Raw genomic sequence first — 14,221 nt, forward strand, 5'->3', positions numbered from 1 at the left:
GAAGATGAAGGCGCCAGCCGGAGAAAAGGGGAGCATATGCTCCCCTTTTTTCATGGTACTTGCGTCACTCCTGCTCGCTCAGATAGCGGCGGATCAGGGATTGCCAGACCTCATTGCCCAAGGTGCCCGCCAGCAGTGCGCTGGAGGAGGCATCGAAGCGGCCGTCCTCTTGCCAGGAGAGGCGTGGCAAGAGTGCCGACAGGGTGCGGTGATGAGGTTGCAGGGCCAGCTCCAGCGCCTCCCAGAAGGCGCTCCCCTTGAGGTAGAAGAGGGGATAGTAGGAGAGATCCCCCACCTTGACCGCATCATTGGCCCGATAGAGACCTGCATCGGCATGGGGCAAGCGGGCACCATGCTGCGCCAGCTCGTCGGCGGCCGTGGTGCTGTGCAGGCGGAAGCGGCGCAGCGACTTGATGGCAAGGTACTCTGCCAGGCTCTCGGCGACCCAGGTCGGTCTGGAGCGAGTGTCGAGCATGTGCACCGCCTCGTGGGCACTGGTGCGCAGCAGACGCAGTGGGGCATCGGCAGTGGGCTGGTTGTCGCTGACCGGATAGTTGGCGACAGCCGCCCCGGCCCCGGCGGCGTCCCCCAGCGAGTGGGTACTGATGTCGCGCGCCAGCCACACCAGCTGCCAGGGTTGGCGCGCGGGCGGGGCATCGAGCTGGAAGGCGAGGTAATCGACAATGGCCTCCAGCTGCTTTTGCAACTGTGGGATGTCCAGTGCGTCGGCCATCCGATCATGATGAATTTGCAGACGGGATCCCTGCTGCAACCGGGGTGTCGCGGGCAGGGCGAAGGGCAGGATCAGCGGCGGTTCCTTCATGCCGGGCAGGGGACTGCACCGGCCATCCGGCAGACAGACCCGGCCCGGTTCTGCGCCCTGTTGGCGTGGAAAATCGCCCCATTCGGTGACCAGCCAGCCGCCTTGCGGAAAGTAGAGGTTCTGCTGTGCCGAGGCATCGGCCCCGGTTGCCGGCACGGGCTTGAGCGTTATCTGCCAGCTCAGCTCGCGGCACTTGATGGGCTGATCCGGCGTGACTCTGGCGCCGCTCTCCAGACAGGTGAGGGTAGGCAGCGCCCGCTGTGCTGTGCCACTCAGGGTACGGGCGGGCAGCAGGGTGAACGGCTGCGTCCCTTCCGGGGTGAAGCGAACCAGCAGGGTGTCAGGCCTGGCGCCGGCCACGAGCTGGTAGCTTGGGCCAGGGATGCCCCCGGCGGCCGCTCCCCACAAGGGGAGCAGCAACAGACTCTGGATGACGGTATCAAGGGTCATGGCGGTATTCCTGCGGGTTAGCGCTCCTGCTCATAGCCCAGCAGGTCGCCCGGCTGGCAGCCCAGCTCGCGGCAGATGGCTTCCAGGGTGGAGAAGCGGACCGCCTTGGCGTGGCCGTTCTTGAGAATGGAGAGGTTGGCCTCTGTGATGTCGACCCGCTGGGCCAGTTCACGGGCTGTCATCTTGCGCTCGGCCAGCAGAGCATCGAGCCGGATTATGATGGGCATGGGATCCTCACACCGTCAGTTGTTGTTCATCGGCCAGCTGTTTGGCCTCGCGCATCACCAGAGCCAGTGCCGAGACAATCAAGCCGGCCAGCAGCAACTGGAAGTCCGATGAGCCTATGTTGATAGTGCCGTGCAGCTCGGGGCCTGGCAGGGTGAGCACTGTGTCCAGCAGCGGGGTCGTGATGATCTTGGTGACGAAGCTGGCGCACAGCAGCAGGCCGATCAACCGGTAGCGGCGGATCTGGCTGAAGGTGAACAGCATGGCGTGCCGATAGCCGCGAAACAGCTGGTGCAGTTGCCACAGGATCAGCATGAACACCAGATCCGGCAGCAGCATGACCAGGGTAGCCTGCAGGCGCGTGCCAAGGTCAAGCGGATAGTCGCTGAGCGAGGGGGTGGGGACGGCCTGTTGGACGGCGGTAGCCTCCCCCACGGTCAGCGGCACGCCGTTGAGCACCTTGTCACCCTCCTGAGCCAGCGCACTGATCAGCTCGTCCTGCAGGTAGTCGCTGCCACCGAGCAGATGGGACCAGGTGCCCAGCACCGTCATGATCGGGGTGGCCAGCAGGGCGAACAGCAGGATCCATTCGATCAGGCTGCTCATGCGTTCGAGCTTGTTGTATTTCATCCTAACTACCTCGTGATAGATGCCATGGGCCGCACAGTGCGGTATTTGCTTACTGTTTATCGATAACCTGACGCCAATGTTTATCGTTTTTCGATATTCAGTCAAGGGGTTTTTTATTGAAAAACGATAAGGCGTGATGCAGAAGAAGGAGATGACATTTTCCGGGCACCTCTCTAGACTGGCAGCTGCCGCGCTTAAATATTCAACATGGACAAGAGGTTACAGATGCACCAGGGATGGCTGCTGATCGGGTTGTCGCTCGCCTATCTGGGGCTGCTGTTTCTGATCGCTTACGTGGCAGACAAGAACAAGCGCCGCCGCCTCAAGGGGCAACCCCTGCTCTACAGCCTGTCGCTGGCGGTCTACTGCACCTCCTGGACCTTTTTCGGCACAGTCGGTCAGGCCAGCGAATCCCCCTGGTCGCCGGTGCCCATCTACCTGGGCCCCATGCTGGTGTTCCTGTTTGGCTGGCGACTGCTGGCCCGCCTCATTCTGGTGGCCAAGCGCGAGCACATCACCTCCATCGCCGACTTCATCGCCGCCCGCTACGGCAAGTCCCAGCGCCTCGCCATGGTGATCGCGCTGATCGCCATCATGGGCATACTGCCGTACCTGGTGTTGCAACTGAAAGCCATCGTCACCGGGCTGGATCTGCTGATGGCCAACTCTGTGCCTGCCGGCCCCACCGGCAATACCGCCGGGCTGGCTCTCGGCGTGGCCCTGCTGCTGGCGCTGTTCAGCATACTGTTCGGCACCCGCAACCTGGATGCCACCGAGCACCACAGAGGCATGGTGGTGGCCATCGCCTTCGAATCCGTGGTCAAGCTGCTCGCCTTCGTGACTGTGGGGGGCTTCGCGCTCTGGCTGATCCTGAGCAAGCCGAGCCAGGCCCGCACCCTGGTGGCCAGCGATTTTCTCGATGCCGTGGTGGCGGTGACGCCGGGCGGTCTGCTGGAGCTCGCCATCTACACCCTGGTCGCCATGTGCGCCGTCATCTGCCTGCCGCGCCAGTTCCACGTGACCGTGGTGGAGAACAACCAGGGCCAGGATCTGCACTGGGCGCGCTGGCTGTTCCCGCTCTACCTGTTCGTGATGGGGCTCTTCATCTGGCCGCTGGCGCTGGCGGGCAAGCAGTGGGTGGGGGCCGGCATGGCCTCGGATACCTATGTGATCAGCCTGCCCATGTCGCTCGGTTTCGACGGCATGGCGATGCTGGCGTTTCTCGGCGGCACCTCGGCGGCCACCGGCATGGTGATCGTCTGCACCATTGCCCTGGCCATCATGGTCAGCAACGATCTGGTGCTGCCTGTGCTGCTGCGCCGCTTCTGGCAGCAGGGGCGGGACGAGCGGCTGGTGCGCCTGCTGCTGCAGGTGCGCCGGGGCGCCATCCTGTTGATCCTGCTGGCGGCCTGGGGGCTCTACCTCTGGCTCGGGGATCTCACCAGCCTGTCGCGCATCGGCTATCTGTCGTTCGGCGCCGTGGCCCAGTTCGCGCCAGCCCTGCTGCTCGGTCTCTACTGGCGGCACGGCAATCGCAAGGGGGTCTATCTCGGCCTCGCCCTCGGGGTCAGCCTCTGGTTTGCGACCCTGCTGGCGGAGAGCGGCCTGCTGGCCGGTTCGCCGCTGGAAGCCCTGCTGGCGCCACCCGACTGGCCCGCGGTGCGCGATCTGAGCCTGGGGGCCTGGTGCATCTTCCTGAGCCTCTTGCTCAACCTGCTCGGCTATGTGGCGGGCTCCCTGCTGTCGCGGGCGGCGGTGAGCGAGCGACTGCAGGCGGCCAACTTCGTCGGCAAGCCGAGCCGCGACACCACGGCCCTCTATCAGGCGCGGGTCTCGGTCAAGGAGCTGGAGATGCTGGCGGCCCGCTTCGTCGGCTCGAGCCGGGTCAAGCGCGCCTTCGGCCGCTTCGCCGGCGAGCGGGGCGGCACCCTGGCGCCCCAGATGCAGGCCTCGGCCGAGCTCATCGCCCACACAGAGCGGCTGCTGGCCGGGGTGTTCGGCACCTCGTCCGCCCGGCTGGTGCTGGCCTCGGCCCTGCAGGGGCGCAACATGCAGCTCGAAGAGATAGCCACCATAGTGGACGAGGCCTCGGACGTGTTTCGCTTCAACCGCGGCCTGCTGCAGGGGGCCATAGAGCACATGGGGCAGGGGATTTCCGTGGTGGACAGGGAGCTCAAGCTGGTGGCCTGGAACCGGCGCTACATAGAGCTGTTCCACTACCCGCCCGGCCTCATCCAGATGGGGCGCTCCATCGAGGAGATCATCCGCTACAACGCCGAGCAGGGGTTGTGCGGCCCGGGCGATATCGAGGCCCATGTGGCGCGGCGGGTTGCCTTCATGCTGCGCGGCAGTCCCCACATCTCGGCGCGGGAGCGCCCCGATGGCCGGGTGATAGAGATGCAGGGCAACCCCATGCCGGCCGGTGGTTTCGTGATGACCTTTACCGACATCACCCCGTTTCGCGACGCCGAGCGGGTGCTACGTGAGGCCAACGAACACCTGGAGGCACGGGTGGCCGAACGCACCCACGAGCTCTCCGAGCTGAACCGCCAGCTGCTGCTGGTGAACCAGCAGGTGGAGCGGGCCAACCACTCCAAGAGCCGTTTCCTGGCGGCGGTGAGCCACGATCTGACCCAGCCGCTCAACGCCGCCAAGCTGTTTACCTCTTCCCTGCTGGAGATGCTGCCGCCCCGGGATGAGACGGCCCGCATCGCCCGTCACATCGACGATGCGCTGGGGGCGACCGAGGATCTCATCACGGATCTGCTCGACATATCGCGGCTCGAGGCGGGCAAGTTCAAGGCTAAAAAGCTCGATTTCGCCCTGCACGACGTGTTCGACAACCTCAAGGCGGAGTTCGGGGTGCTGGCCCAGGCGGGGGGCATACAGTTCTCTGTGGTGGAGAGCAAGCTGGCCGTGTACAGCGACGTGCGCCTGTTGCGGCGGGTGCTGCAAAACTTCCTCACCAATGCGTTTCGCTACAATCCGGGCGGCCGTGTGCTGCTCGGTTGCCGTCGGCTGGGGGACAAGGTGCGCATCGAGGTGTGGGACAACGGTCCCGGCATACCGGCCGACAAGCAGGAGGCCATCTTCGACGAATTCTCCCGCCTCGATCACTCCCGCACCGCCAAGGAGCAGGGGTTGGGGCTGGGGCTCGCCATCGCCCGTGGCATCGCCCTGGTGCTGGGCCACAACCTGACCCTGCGCAGCTGGCCGGGAGCGGGGTCCGTGTTTGCCATCACCCTCAATCTGGCGACCCGTCCTGTCGCAACCACGCAGGTGGCGGCCCCCGCCCTGCGGGACAGCCAGCTGGAGGGCGTGCGGGTGCTCTGCATCGACAACGAGAGCGACATCCTGATCGCCATGCACTCCCTGCTGGGGCGCTGGGGTTGCGAGGTGGTCTGTGCCCAGAGTCAGGCTCAGGCGGAAGATCTCATCGCCGGCGGCTTCCTGCCGCAGCTGGTGCTGTCCGATTACCACCTGGATGACGGCAAGACAGGCTTGCAGGCGCTGCACATGCTGCGCCTCGCCCATGGCAACGACATAGGCGGCATCATCATCAGTGCGGATCGCAAGAGCGAGTTGCAGGCGCAGATCCGCGAGCACGGCTACGGCTACATCAGCAAACCGGTCAAGCCGCTCAAGTTGCGAGCGCTGATGAACAGCATATTGCAGCCGGCCAAACTTGATGATGATCACGAAACAAGTAATTCATCTGATTTTTAATCTCGGCCTCTCAGGCGGCAAGATCGGCACTTTCTGACACGATAAGGTGCCTTTTCTTCTCGTTTGAGGCTCTTTTTAGATAAAAAGTGGTTTATTAATAACCTATCTGGGGTTTGCTCTCCCTCCTTTGACTCCCTTATAGTCAGGTCGCGATTATTTTTTGTCGCAAATCAAGTTGTGCAAAAGGCAAACCGGACGAAAGTCCGGGACGCAAAGCTTCCGGTCTAAGGGTCAGCAGTACCTAAGATAGCGGGGCCACCACAGGTTGTTTCGTCCATGGGCCAAGCCATGGCGCGATGTTGTCTGCGTTACCTGTCAGGTTGGCGTTGCCTTTTTCGTTATTTATTCCAAGAACGAAATAAGGATATTCAACTATGTTAAGTCCAAAACCCTCAGTACTGGCGTTGTTGGTCGGGGGTCTGTGTGCCTCCTCCGCCTTTGCTGCCGCCCCCGGCAAACCCACCATAGGCTGGGGCGAAACCAAGTTCGCCATCGTCGAAGTGGATCAAGCCGCTACCTCCTACAACAAGCTGGTCAAGGTACACGCCGATGGCGCGCCGGTCAGCGTGAGCTGGAACCTCTGGTCCGGTGATGTCGGCCAGACCGCCAAGGTGCTGCTCGATGGCAAGGAGGTGTGGTCAGGTGCCGCCTCCGCCGCCGGCACAGCCAACTTCAAGGTGACCAAGGGTGGCCGCTACCAGATGCAGGTGGCCCTGTGCAACGCCGATGGTTGCACCCTCTCCGACAAGAAAGAGATCCTGGTGGCCGATACCGACGGCAGCCACCTGGTGCCGCTCAAGGCGCCGCTGCAGGAGAACAACAAGCCTTACGCCAACAAGTCCGGCAAGGTGGTGGGGGCCTACTATGTGGAGTGGGGCGTCTATGGTCGCAAGTTCACCGTGGACAAGGTCCCGGCCCAGAACCTGACCCACATACTCTACGGCTTTACTCCTATCTGCGGGGGCAATGGCATCAATGACAGCCTGAAAGAGATCGCGGGCAGTTTCGAGGCGCTGCAACGCTCCTGCGCCGGGCGCGAGGACTTCAAGGTCTCCATCCACGATCCCTGGGCCGCCATCCAGATGGGGCAGGGCAATCTCACCGCCTATGACGAGCCCTACAAGGGCAACTTCGGCAACCTGATGGCGCTCAAGAAGGCCTATCCGGACCTGAAAATTCTCCCCTCCATCGGCGGCTGGACCCTCTCCGACCCCTTCTTCTTCTTCGGTGACAAGACCAAGCGCGACACCTTCGTCGCCTCGGTGAAGGAGTACCTGCAGACCTGGAAATTCTTCGACGGGGTGGACATCGACTGGGAGTTCCCGGGCGGTCTGGGGGCCAACCCCAACCTCGGCAGCGCCTCCGATGGCGAGACCTATGTGCTCCTGATGAAGGAGCTGCGCGCCATGCTCGACGAGCTGAGCGCAGAGACTGGCCGCACCTACGAGCTCACCTCCGCCATCAGCGCCGGCGGTGACAAGATTGCCAAGGTGGACTATCGCGCCGCCCAGCAATACATGAATCACATCTTCCTGATGAGCTACGACTTCAACGGCGCCTGGACCAATACCGGGCTGGGCCACCAGACAGCGCTCTATGAGGCGAGCTGGGATCCCAACACCAAGTACACCACCGACAAGGGGGTCAAGGCGCTGCTGGGTCAGGGCGTGGATCCGGGCAAAGTCGTGGTGGGCGCGGCCATGTATGGCCGTGGCTGGACCGGCGTCAGCGGTTATCAGGGCAACAACCCCTTCACCGGCACCGCCACAGGCCCCATCGCGGGCAGCGAAGCGGAAGGGATCTGGGAGAAGGGGGTCATCGACTACCGCGGCATCGCCAAGGGCAAGATGGCCGGTGACTGGCAGTACAGCTACGACGAGGTGGCCGAGGCGCCCTATGTGTTCAAGGCCTCCACCGGCGAGCTCATCACCTTCGATGACGATCGCTCGGTCAAGGCCAAGGGGCAGTACGTACTGGCCAACCAGCTCGGCGGCATGTTCGCCTGGGAAATCGACGCCGACAACGGCGACATCCTCAATGCGATACACGAGGGGCTGGGCAACGGCGAAGGCACAACACCGCCGGTCAACAAGCCGCCGGTGGCCAACGCCGGCAATGATCTCGCGGTGACGGGGCCGGCCGAGCTGGTGCTGGATGGTTCCTCTTCCCGCGATCCGGAAGGGGCCGTACTGAACTACAGCTGGGCCCAGATCTCCGGTCCCAAGGCGACCCTGAGCGATGCCAACCAGGCCAAGGCCAAGGTGAGTGTCGATGCGGTCAGCCAGGATGTGAATCTGGTGTTCGAGCTGACCGTGACCGATGACCACAACCTCAGCGCCAAGGATCAGGTGGTGGTGACCAACAAGGCGCCGCAACCCAACCTGCCGCCTGTGGTGACGGTGCAGGACAAGGTCTCGGTCCAGGCCGGCAAGCAGGTGAGCATCACCGCCAGCGCCACCGACCCCAATGGTGACACCCTGAGCTATCAGTGGAGCGTGCCGGCCGGGCTCACCGCCAGCGGTCAGAACAGCAAGACCCTGGTGGTGACTGGCCCCGCCGTAACCGTGGAGACCGGTTATGACCTCACTGTCACAGTGACCGACGGTGCGCTGGATGCCCAGGGCAAGACCCGTCTCACCGTGACCCCGGTCAGCGGTGGTGGCGACTGTGGTGCCACGGATCCCGATGCCGCCAACTGGCCGGCCTGGAAGGCCGCGACCACCTACAACGGTGGCGAGAAGGTGAGCCACAACCAGCTGGTGTGGCAGGCCAAGTACTGGACTCAGGGCAATGAACCGAGCCGCACCGCCGATCAGTGGAAGCTGACAAGCCAGGTGCAGCTGGGCTGGGATGCCGGTGTGGCCTACAACGCCGGTGACCTGACCACCCACAACGGTCGCAAGTGGAAGGCCCAGTACTGGACCCGCGGCAATGAGCCCGGCAAGCACGACGTCTGGCAGGATGCAGGCGCCGCCAGCTGTAATTAACTTCTTTGTCAACTAGCCTTTCTGTGAACCAACCGGGGCATGCTTGCATGCCCCTTCTTTTTCCCACAACAACAGCGAGCGTCATGATGACCATACACACTACCCGTATTGCCAGCCTGATCACCGCAGTGCTGGCAAGCGGTTCTCTGCTGGCCGCTACTCAGGCTGTCCCTGCCCTGATCTTCGACGGCACCCAGCCACAGAACGATCTGCAAGGTTCGCTGGCCGCCAGGGTGCAGTTTGCCCAGAGCCAGATCCTGCCCGCCCATCCTCGTGAGGGGGACAATCAGCCCCATCTCACCGCCCTGCGCAAGAGCCTGTTGCTGGTCAGGCCGATGCAAGCCGACAGCACAGCTCCCATGGTGGTGATGGCCTATGATGGGACGGGTAAGTTGCTCGGCTCAATGGGACTCAACCCACCTTCTAAACTACCCAAAACCGCTTACTACCTGGAGGGTTCCCCCGAAGAGGGGGTCGATTTCACCCCAGGCCCCGGCACCACGGGCGTCATCAGCAGCAGCAGCGAACTGGCAAAGCTGGGTGATCCGGCCGGCGCCTTCCTGCTGAGCAAGTTGCGACTCCATGCGCTTGTGTCCATCCAGACCGCAGACGGGCGCTGGGTGCGCAACGTTTATTTGCCGACGGATGCGACGCTGGAAGGCAAGATGGTGCGCCTCGCTTCCAATGCCGGCTACGACTCGACTGTCACGTTCAGTGGCCGTCAGGTGACACTCTCCCGCGGTCAGAGTCAGCAGTTCAAATTTGTGCGCGGTCAGTGGATTCGTGACGGTGAGCTGGAAAATAACGGCATCACCTACGCCAGCGATGCCTGGAGCGGGGTATTGCCCTCCAAATGGATAGTACCTGGACTCAGCTTGTGGTTCAGTCATAACCAGCTCCACGGCGAGCTGACGGGCCTCAAGGTGGGGGCACCGGGGGAGCTGCTGATCCACACCATAGACATCGGCATGCTGACCAGCCCGCGCAACCAGTTTGCCTTTGCCAAGGATCCCGAGGCGCATCGGGAGTACTTCCAGACCATACCTGCCAGCCGTCTCATCGTGAGTCAATATGCCCCCCTGTCGCTGCCCGAGGTGATGCTGCCGGATGGCACCCTGCTTACCGACTTTGATCCGAGCGAAGGGGGCTGGCACGACGGCACCATGCGTCAGCGCATCGGCAAGGAGCTCATCTCCCTTGGCATCGACAATGCCAACTACGGCATCAACAGCACGGCCGGTGAGGGGGAGAGCAGCCATCCCTATGTGGTGGCCCAGCTGGCCGCCCACAACAGCCGTGGCAAGTACGCCAATGGGGTGAAGGTACATGGCGGCTCCGGCGGGGGCGGCATAGTCACGCTCGACGATTCTCTTGGCAACGAGTTCAGCCACGAGGTGGGTCACAACTACGGCCTCGGCCATTACGTGGGCGGCTTTGCCGGCTCTGTGCATCGCAGCGCCGACCAGATCAATGCCACCTGGGGCTGGGATGGCGACAAGAATCGCTTCATCCCCAACTTCTTCGCGACCCGCAGCGGCCAGAGCACCTGCCTGGAGGGACAATGCCAGGCCCCCTTCCATGACCGCACGTTTGGCCTGGATGCCATGGCCGGCGGGGCGCCGCTCTCCGGCTTCAACCGCTTCACCCTCTACACCCCCAACTCGGCGGCCATCATCCAGCGCTTCCTCGAGAGCAAGGCTGTGTTCGATGCCGGCTCGCCCACGGGTTTCAGCAAGTGGAACGAGAGCCAGGCCAGGATGGAGCCTTACCGGCACAGGGTCGATCTCTCCGAGCAGATCACGGCACCTGTGAGCGATCTGGGCGAGGCGAGGCTGGCGGCCCTGCTGGCCGAGTACGATCTGGTCAAGGTGGCCATGTGGGATGGCAACTGGACCCGCAACATCCAGTTGCCGCTTGCCTCGGCGGTCAATCGCGGCCGCGTCGTCAGCATAGATCACGACGCCGGCTACAACAGCACCCTCTTCGTCAATGGCCAGCAGGTCACCGTCTCGCGCGGCTTCAAGAAGAGCTACCGCTCGGACGGCAGCCGCTGGAACGAGGGGCCGCCGGCGGACTTGGCGGTGGATCGCAAACCCGTGGCCTTCGGGGTGCCGGTGACGACCCTGGTCGGTTATTACGATCCGCAGGGCCAACTGCCGAGCTACCTCTATCCGGCGCTGCACGGCGCCTACGGCTTTGCCTATGGCGATGACGGCGAGCGGCTTGGTAACAGTGATTGCCAGCTGCAGGTGGAGACCCGTGATGGCCTGCTGCGCTTCCGGCTCGCCAATCACCGCCTGAGCGCCAACGTGATGAACAAGTTCCACGTCAACGTGCCCACCGCCAGCGAGCCGCGCAGTGCCAGCCTGCTGTGCCGCAACCAGCAGCAGAACGAGGCCCAGCTCGCGCCGGCACCGGCCGGGCTCGGCTACACGGTCAACGGCATGCCGCTGGCGGCGCGCTGAGACGTTTTTTCCTCGCGCAACGCGAGGTGCCACTGGCGGGGGCCAAGCCCCGCCTTTTATCTAGCAAGAGGTAAAGATGATGATAAGAAAGTCCTCTGTGGCCAGCCTGCTGGCCGGACTCTGTCTGAGCGGTCAGCTGTGGGCCGCCGCCCTGTATGACATCAATCAGGGATACAGTGGCGGCAGCCAGGTCAGTTTCAACGGCAAGATCTATGAAGCCAAGTGGTACGCCAATCCGGGCCAGAGCCCGGGGCTGCAGGTCGCCAACGAGTGGGACTCTCCATGGGCCCTGATGGGTGACGGCGAGGCGACCCCGCCCGATGGTGGCGCTGGCATTACGCCTCCGGTGGAGGGGGGCAGCGGCGCGACCGAAGGCTCGCCCGTCTACCTGAGCCAGAGCGAGCTGGACGCTAGGGAGCAGGCGCTCACCGACTTCCCGTCCATGGCGGCAGTCAAGGCCTCCATCGCGACTCGCGACAACGCCGTGGTCGAGGCGGTGGCCCCAGGGCTGCCGCTCAATCCCGCCAACGTCAAGCGGGTCGAGGGGTTGATCAGCGAGTCGCAGTTCAACTTCCTGTTCCCGCTGCGGGCCCCGGAATACACCTATCGCGGCTTCCTGCAGGCGGTGGCCAAGTTCCCGGCCTTCTGCGGCGACTACAGCGACGGGCGCAACGCCGAGGCCATCTGCCGCAAGTCGCTGGCCACCATGTTCGCCCACTTCGCCCAGGAAACCGGCGGCCACGAGAGCTGGCGACCCGAGCCCGAGTGGCGCCAGGGCCTGGTGTGGGTGCGGGAGATGGGCTGGACCGAGCAGATGCGCGGCGGTTACAACGCCGAGTGTCGGCCGGATGTGTGGCAGGGCCAGCAGTGGCCGTGCGGCAAGTTCGAGAACGGCGAGTTCAAGAGCTACTTCGGCCGTGGCGCCAAGCAGCTGTCGTACAACTACAACTACGGTCCCTTCTCAGAGGCCATGTTCGGCACAGTGCGCACCCTGCTGGACAACCCGGAGAAAGTGGCGGACACCTGGCTCAACCTCGCCAGCGCCGTCTTCTTCTTCGTCTATCCACAGCCGCCCAAGCCCTCCATGCTGCACGTGATCGACGACACCTGGCAGCCCAATGCCCACGACCGGCAGAACGGCCTGGTGCCTGGCTTCGGGGTGACCACCCAGATCATCAACGGCGGGGTGGAGTGCGGCGGCGCGGCCGAGCACGCCCAGTCCCAGAACCGCATCACCTACTACCAGGCCCAGGCCCAGTATCTGGGGGTGCCTGTGCCGGCAGACGAGGTGCTCGGTTGCAAGAACATGAAGTACTTTGACGAGGCGGGTGCCGGCGCCCTGCCCATCTATTGGGAGAATGACTGGAGCTATGTGCCGGGCAACCCCAATGGCGGCAAGAGCTACGCCTGCAAGCTGGTGGGCTACCAGACCCGCTTCAGCGCCTTCAAGGCGCGGGACTACAGCCAGTGCGTGCAGCACTTCTTCCCCGAGGTGGTGATCGAGGACAACGGCGGTGGCACCAACCTGCCGCCGGTGGCCAATATCAGTGGCCCGAGCGAGGCGCTGGGCGGTGCGACCGTGCTGCTCTCCGGCCAGGGGTCGAGCGATCCGGAAGGCAAGGCGCTCGGCTACGCCTGGACCCTGCCCGCCGGGGCCAGCGCCTCGGATCTGAGCCAGTCCACCCTGAGTGCCACCCTGCCGGCTACCCCGGTCAGCGACACCCGCTACGGCTTCGTGCTCAAGGTGACCGACGAGAAGGGGCTCAGCCGCAGTGCGACCCACGAGATCCTGATCAAGGGTAGCGGCGGCACCACGCCGCCCGATGGCAACCCGCCCTACAAAGCAGGTACGGCCTACAAGGCAGGGGACAAGGTGAGCAATCTGGGGGGCAACTACCAGTGCAAGCCGCACCCCTACACCGGCTGGTGCGCGGGCGCTGCCTGGGCCTATGAGCCCGGCAAGGGCACGGCCTGGGGGGATGCCTGGATCAAGCTGTGACGTCTGTATTCGTTCAATAAAAAAGGCCCGTCAGGGCCTTTTTTCATGGGAGGATGCGCCATCAGAGCGGCTTTTGCCACAGGCTCAGCAGCAGATCCTGTTCCAGCTCGTCCGGTCCCTGCTGGGTAAAGGCGTGGCGCTGTTCCCCGCTGGCGCGCCAGCCGAGGCGGCTGGTTTCCAGGATGAAGCTGCGCAGGGACTGATCCATGGTCATGGCGAACTGGCAACGCTCCTGACCCAGGGGGGTGAGGCCGCCGAGGGTGGGCCAGCTGAGGGGGTGTTCCATGCTCACAGGGTTGAGGCTGACCCTCAGCTGCCACTGGTGGCGCGGGCCCGGTTGCAGGTAGAGCAGGTAACCACCCGGTGCCAGCCAGCTGACCAGCTGCTCTGTCTTGACCTTGAGGTCGTTGACCAGCAGCACCTGGGCAGTACCCGGCAGGATAGGGGCGCGGGCCGGATCGGCGATGACGAACTGAGCTTCCGGCTGCGCCTTGTTGGCGGCGAAGATGGTGTTCTTGGCGATGTCGACGCCGGCAAATTGCCAGCCCGGCAGGCGCTCGGCCAGGGCGCGGCAGTAGTAGCCTTCGCCGCAACCCAGGTGGATCAGCTCGCGGGGGCCGAGCGGGGCGAGCAGGGCCGCCATGGCATCCACCAGCGGCGCCTGGTGACCCTGTTCCAGGAAGTTGCGCTTGGCGCGCATCAGGGCGCGGCTGTCACTGTCCTTGGGGTTCTTCTTGCCGGGAATGAGATCCAGATAGCCTTCCGGAGCCGGATCGAAATGGTGCTTGTTGTCGCAATAGACCCCGCGGGATGCTTCGTGAAGATGCAGGGGACTGCGGCAAAGGGGACATTGAAGATGCATACACACTCGCTTGGTTGAGGCCGGGGAAGGGCGTGCAGGATTATAGGGGAGACG

At 63.9% G+C, this 14,221-nt stretch carries 8 protein-coding genes and 1 riboswitch; of the genes, 4 read left to right on the forward strand and 4 right to left on the reverse strand.

Features of this window, described 5'->3' with window-relative positions:
* Positions 1-64 precede the first annotated feature (64 nt).
* The 3 genes from BN1118_RS04020 to BN1118_RS04030 are packed head-to-tail and all read right to left on the reverse strand — an operon-like array spanning position 65 to position 2,128.
* Positions 65-1,273, reverse strand: a complete 1,209-nt coding sequence (locus BN1118_RS04020) for a hypothetical protein (protein ID WP_043554669.1) — start codon at positions 1,271-1,273, stop codon at positions 65-67.
* A 17-nt stretch (positions 1,274-1,290) separates the two neighbouring features.
* Positions 1,291-1,500, reverse strand: a complete 210-nt coding sequence (locus BN1118_RS04025; RefSeq protein WP_005311752.1) for a helix-turn-helix domain-containing protein — start codon at positions 1,498-1,500, stop codon at positions 1,291-1,293.
* A 7-nt stretch (positions 1,501-1,507) separates the two neighbouring features.
* On the reverse strand, positions 1,508-2,128 hold the full coding sequence (locus BN1118_RS04030) for a DUF2975 domain-containing protein (protein ID WP_043554670.1): 621 nt from the start codon (positions 2,126-2,128) through the stop codon (positions 1,508-1,510).
* Positions 2,129-2,353: 225 nt separating this feature from the next.
* Between BN1118_RS04030 and BN1118_RS04035 the strand changes: the two genes are divergently transcribed.
* The 4 genes from BN1118_RS04035 to BN1118_RS04050 all read left to right on the forward strand — a co-directional run bounded on the left by BN1118_RS04035 (position 2,354) and on the right by BN1118_RS04050 (position 13,305).
* The gene (locus BN1118_RS04035) at positions 2,354-5,854 is read left to right on the forward strand and encodes a hybrid sensor histidine kinase/response regulator (RefSeq protein WP_043554671.1); all 3,501 of its coding nucleotides are present in this window, start codon (positions 2,354-2,356) and stop codon (positions 5,852-5,854) included.
* 175 nt (positions 5,855-6,029) lie between these two features.
* Positions 6,030-6,117: riboswitch (cyclic di-GMP riboswitch) on the forward strand.
* Positions 6,118-6,228: 111 nt separating this feature from the next.
* Complete coding sequence (locus BN1118_RS04040; RefSeq protein WP_043554672.1) at positions 6,229-8,841, forward strand: glycosyl hydrolase family 18 protein; 2,613 nt, start codon at positions 6,229-6,231, stop codon at positions 8,839-8,841.
* An 86-nt stretch (positions 8,842-8,927) separates the two neighbouring features.
* Complete coding sequence (locus BN1118_RS04045) at positions 8,928-11,306, forward strand: M66 family metalloprotease (RefSeq protein ID WP_043554870.1); 2,379 nt, start codon at positions 8,928-8,930, stop codon at positions 11,304-11,306.
* Positions 11,307-11,382: 76 nt separating this feature from the next.
* Positions 11,383-13,305 (forward strand): glycoside hydrolase family 19 protein, encoded by a 1,923-nt coding sequence (locus tag BN1118_RS04050; protein WP_167336101.1) that lies wholly within the window; start codon positions 11,383-11,385, stop codon positions 13,303-13,305.
* A 61-nt stretch (positions 13,306-13,366) separates the two neighbouring features.
* Here the strand turns inward: BN1118_RS04050 and BN1118_RS04055 are convergent, their stop codons facing one another.
* The gene (locus BN1118_RS04055; protein ID WP_043554673.1) at positions 13,367-14,167 is read right to left on the reverse strand and encodes a putative RNA methyltransferase; all 801 of its coding nucleotides are present in this window, start codon (positions 14,165-14,167) and stop codon (positions 13,367-13,369) included.
* Positions 14,168-14,221 lie beyond the last annotated feature (54 nt).

The organism is Aeromonas bestiarum, assembly GCF_000819745.1.
GTDB classification, from domain to species: domain Bacteria; phylum Pseudomonadota; class Gammaproteobacteria; order Enterobacterales; family Aeromonadaceae; genus Aeromonas; species Aeromonas bestiarum.

Excerpts from the sequence above, each read along its gene's own strand:
- BN1118_RS04020 (WP_043554669.1), bottom strand. The coding sequence starts at position 1,273 with ATGACCCTTGATACCGTCATCCAGAGTCTGTTGCTGCTCCCCTTGTGG.
- BN1118_RS04025 (WP_005311752.1), bottom strand. The coding sequence starts at position 1,500 with ATGCCCATCATAATCCGGCTCGATGCTCTGCTGGCCGAGCGCAAGATG.
- BN1118_RS04030 (WP_043554670.1), bottom strand. The coding sequence starts at position 2,128 with ATGAAATACAACAAGCTCGAACGCATGAGCAGCCTGATCGAATGGATC.
- BN1118_RS04035 (WP_043554671.1), top strand. The coding sequence starts at position 2,354 with ATGCACCAGGGATGGCTGCTGATCGGGTTGTCGCTCGCCTATCTGGGG.
- BN1118_RS04040 (WP_043554672.1), top strand. The coding sequence starts at position 6,229 with ATGTTAAGTCCAAAACCCTCAGTACTGGCGTTGTTGGTCGGGGGTCTG.
- BN1118_RS04045 (WP_043554870.1), top strand. The coding sequence starts at position 8,928 with ATGACCATACACACTACCCGTATTGCCAGCCTGATCACCGCAGTGCTG.
- BN1118_RS04050 (WP_167336101.1), top strand. The coding sequence starts at position 11,383 with ATGATGATAAGAAAGTCCTCTGTGGCCAGCCTGCTGGCCGGACTCTGT.
- BN1118_RS04055 (WP_043554673.1), bottom strand. The coding sequence starts at position 14,167 with ATGCATCTTCAATGTCCCCTTTGCCGCAGTCCCCTGCATCTTCACGAA.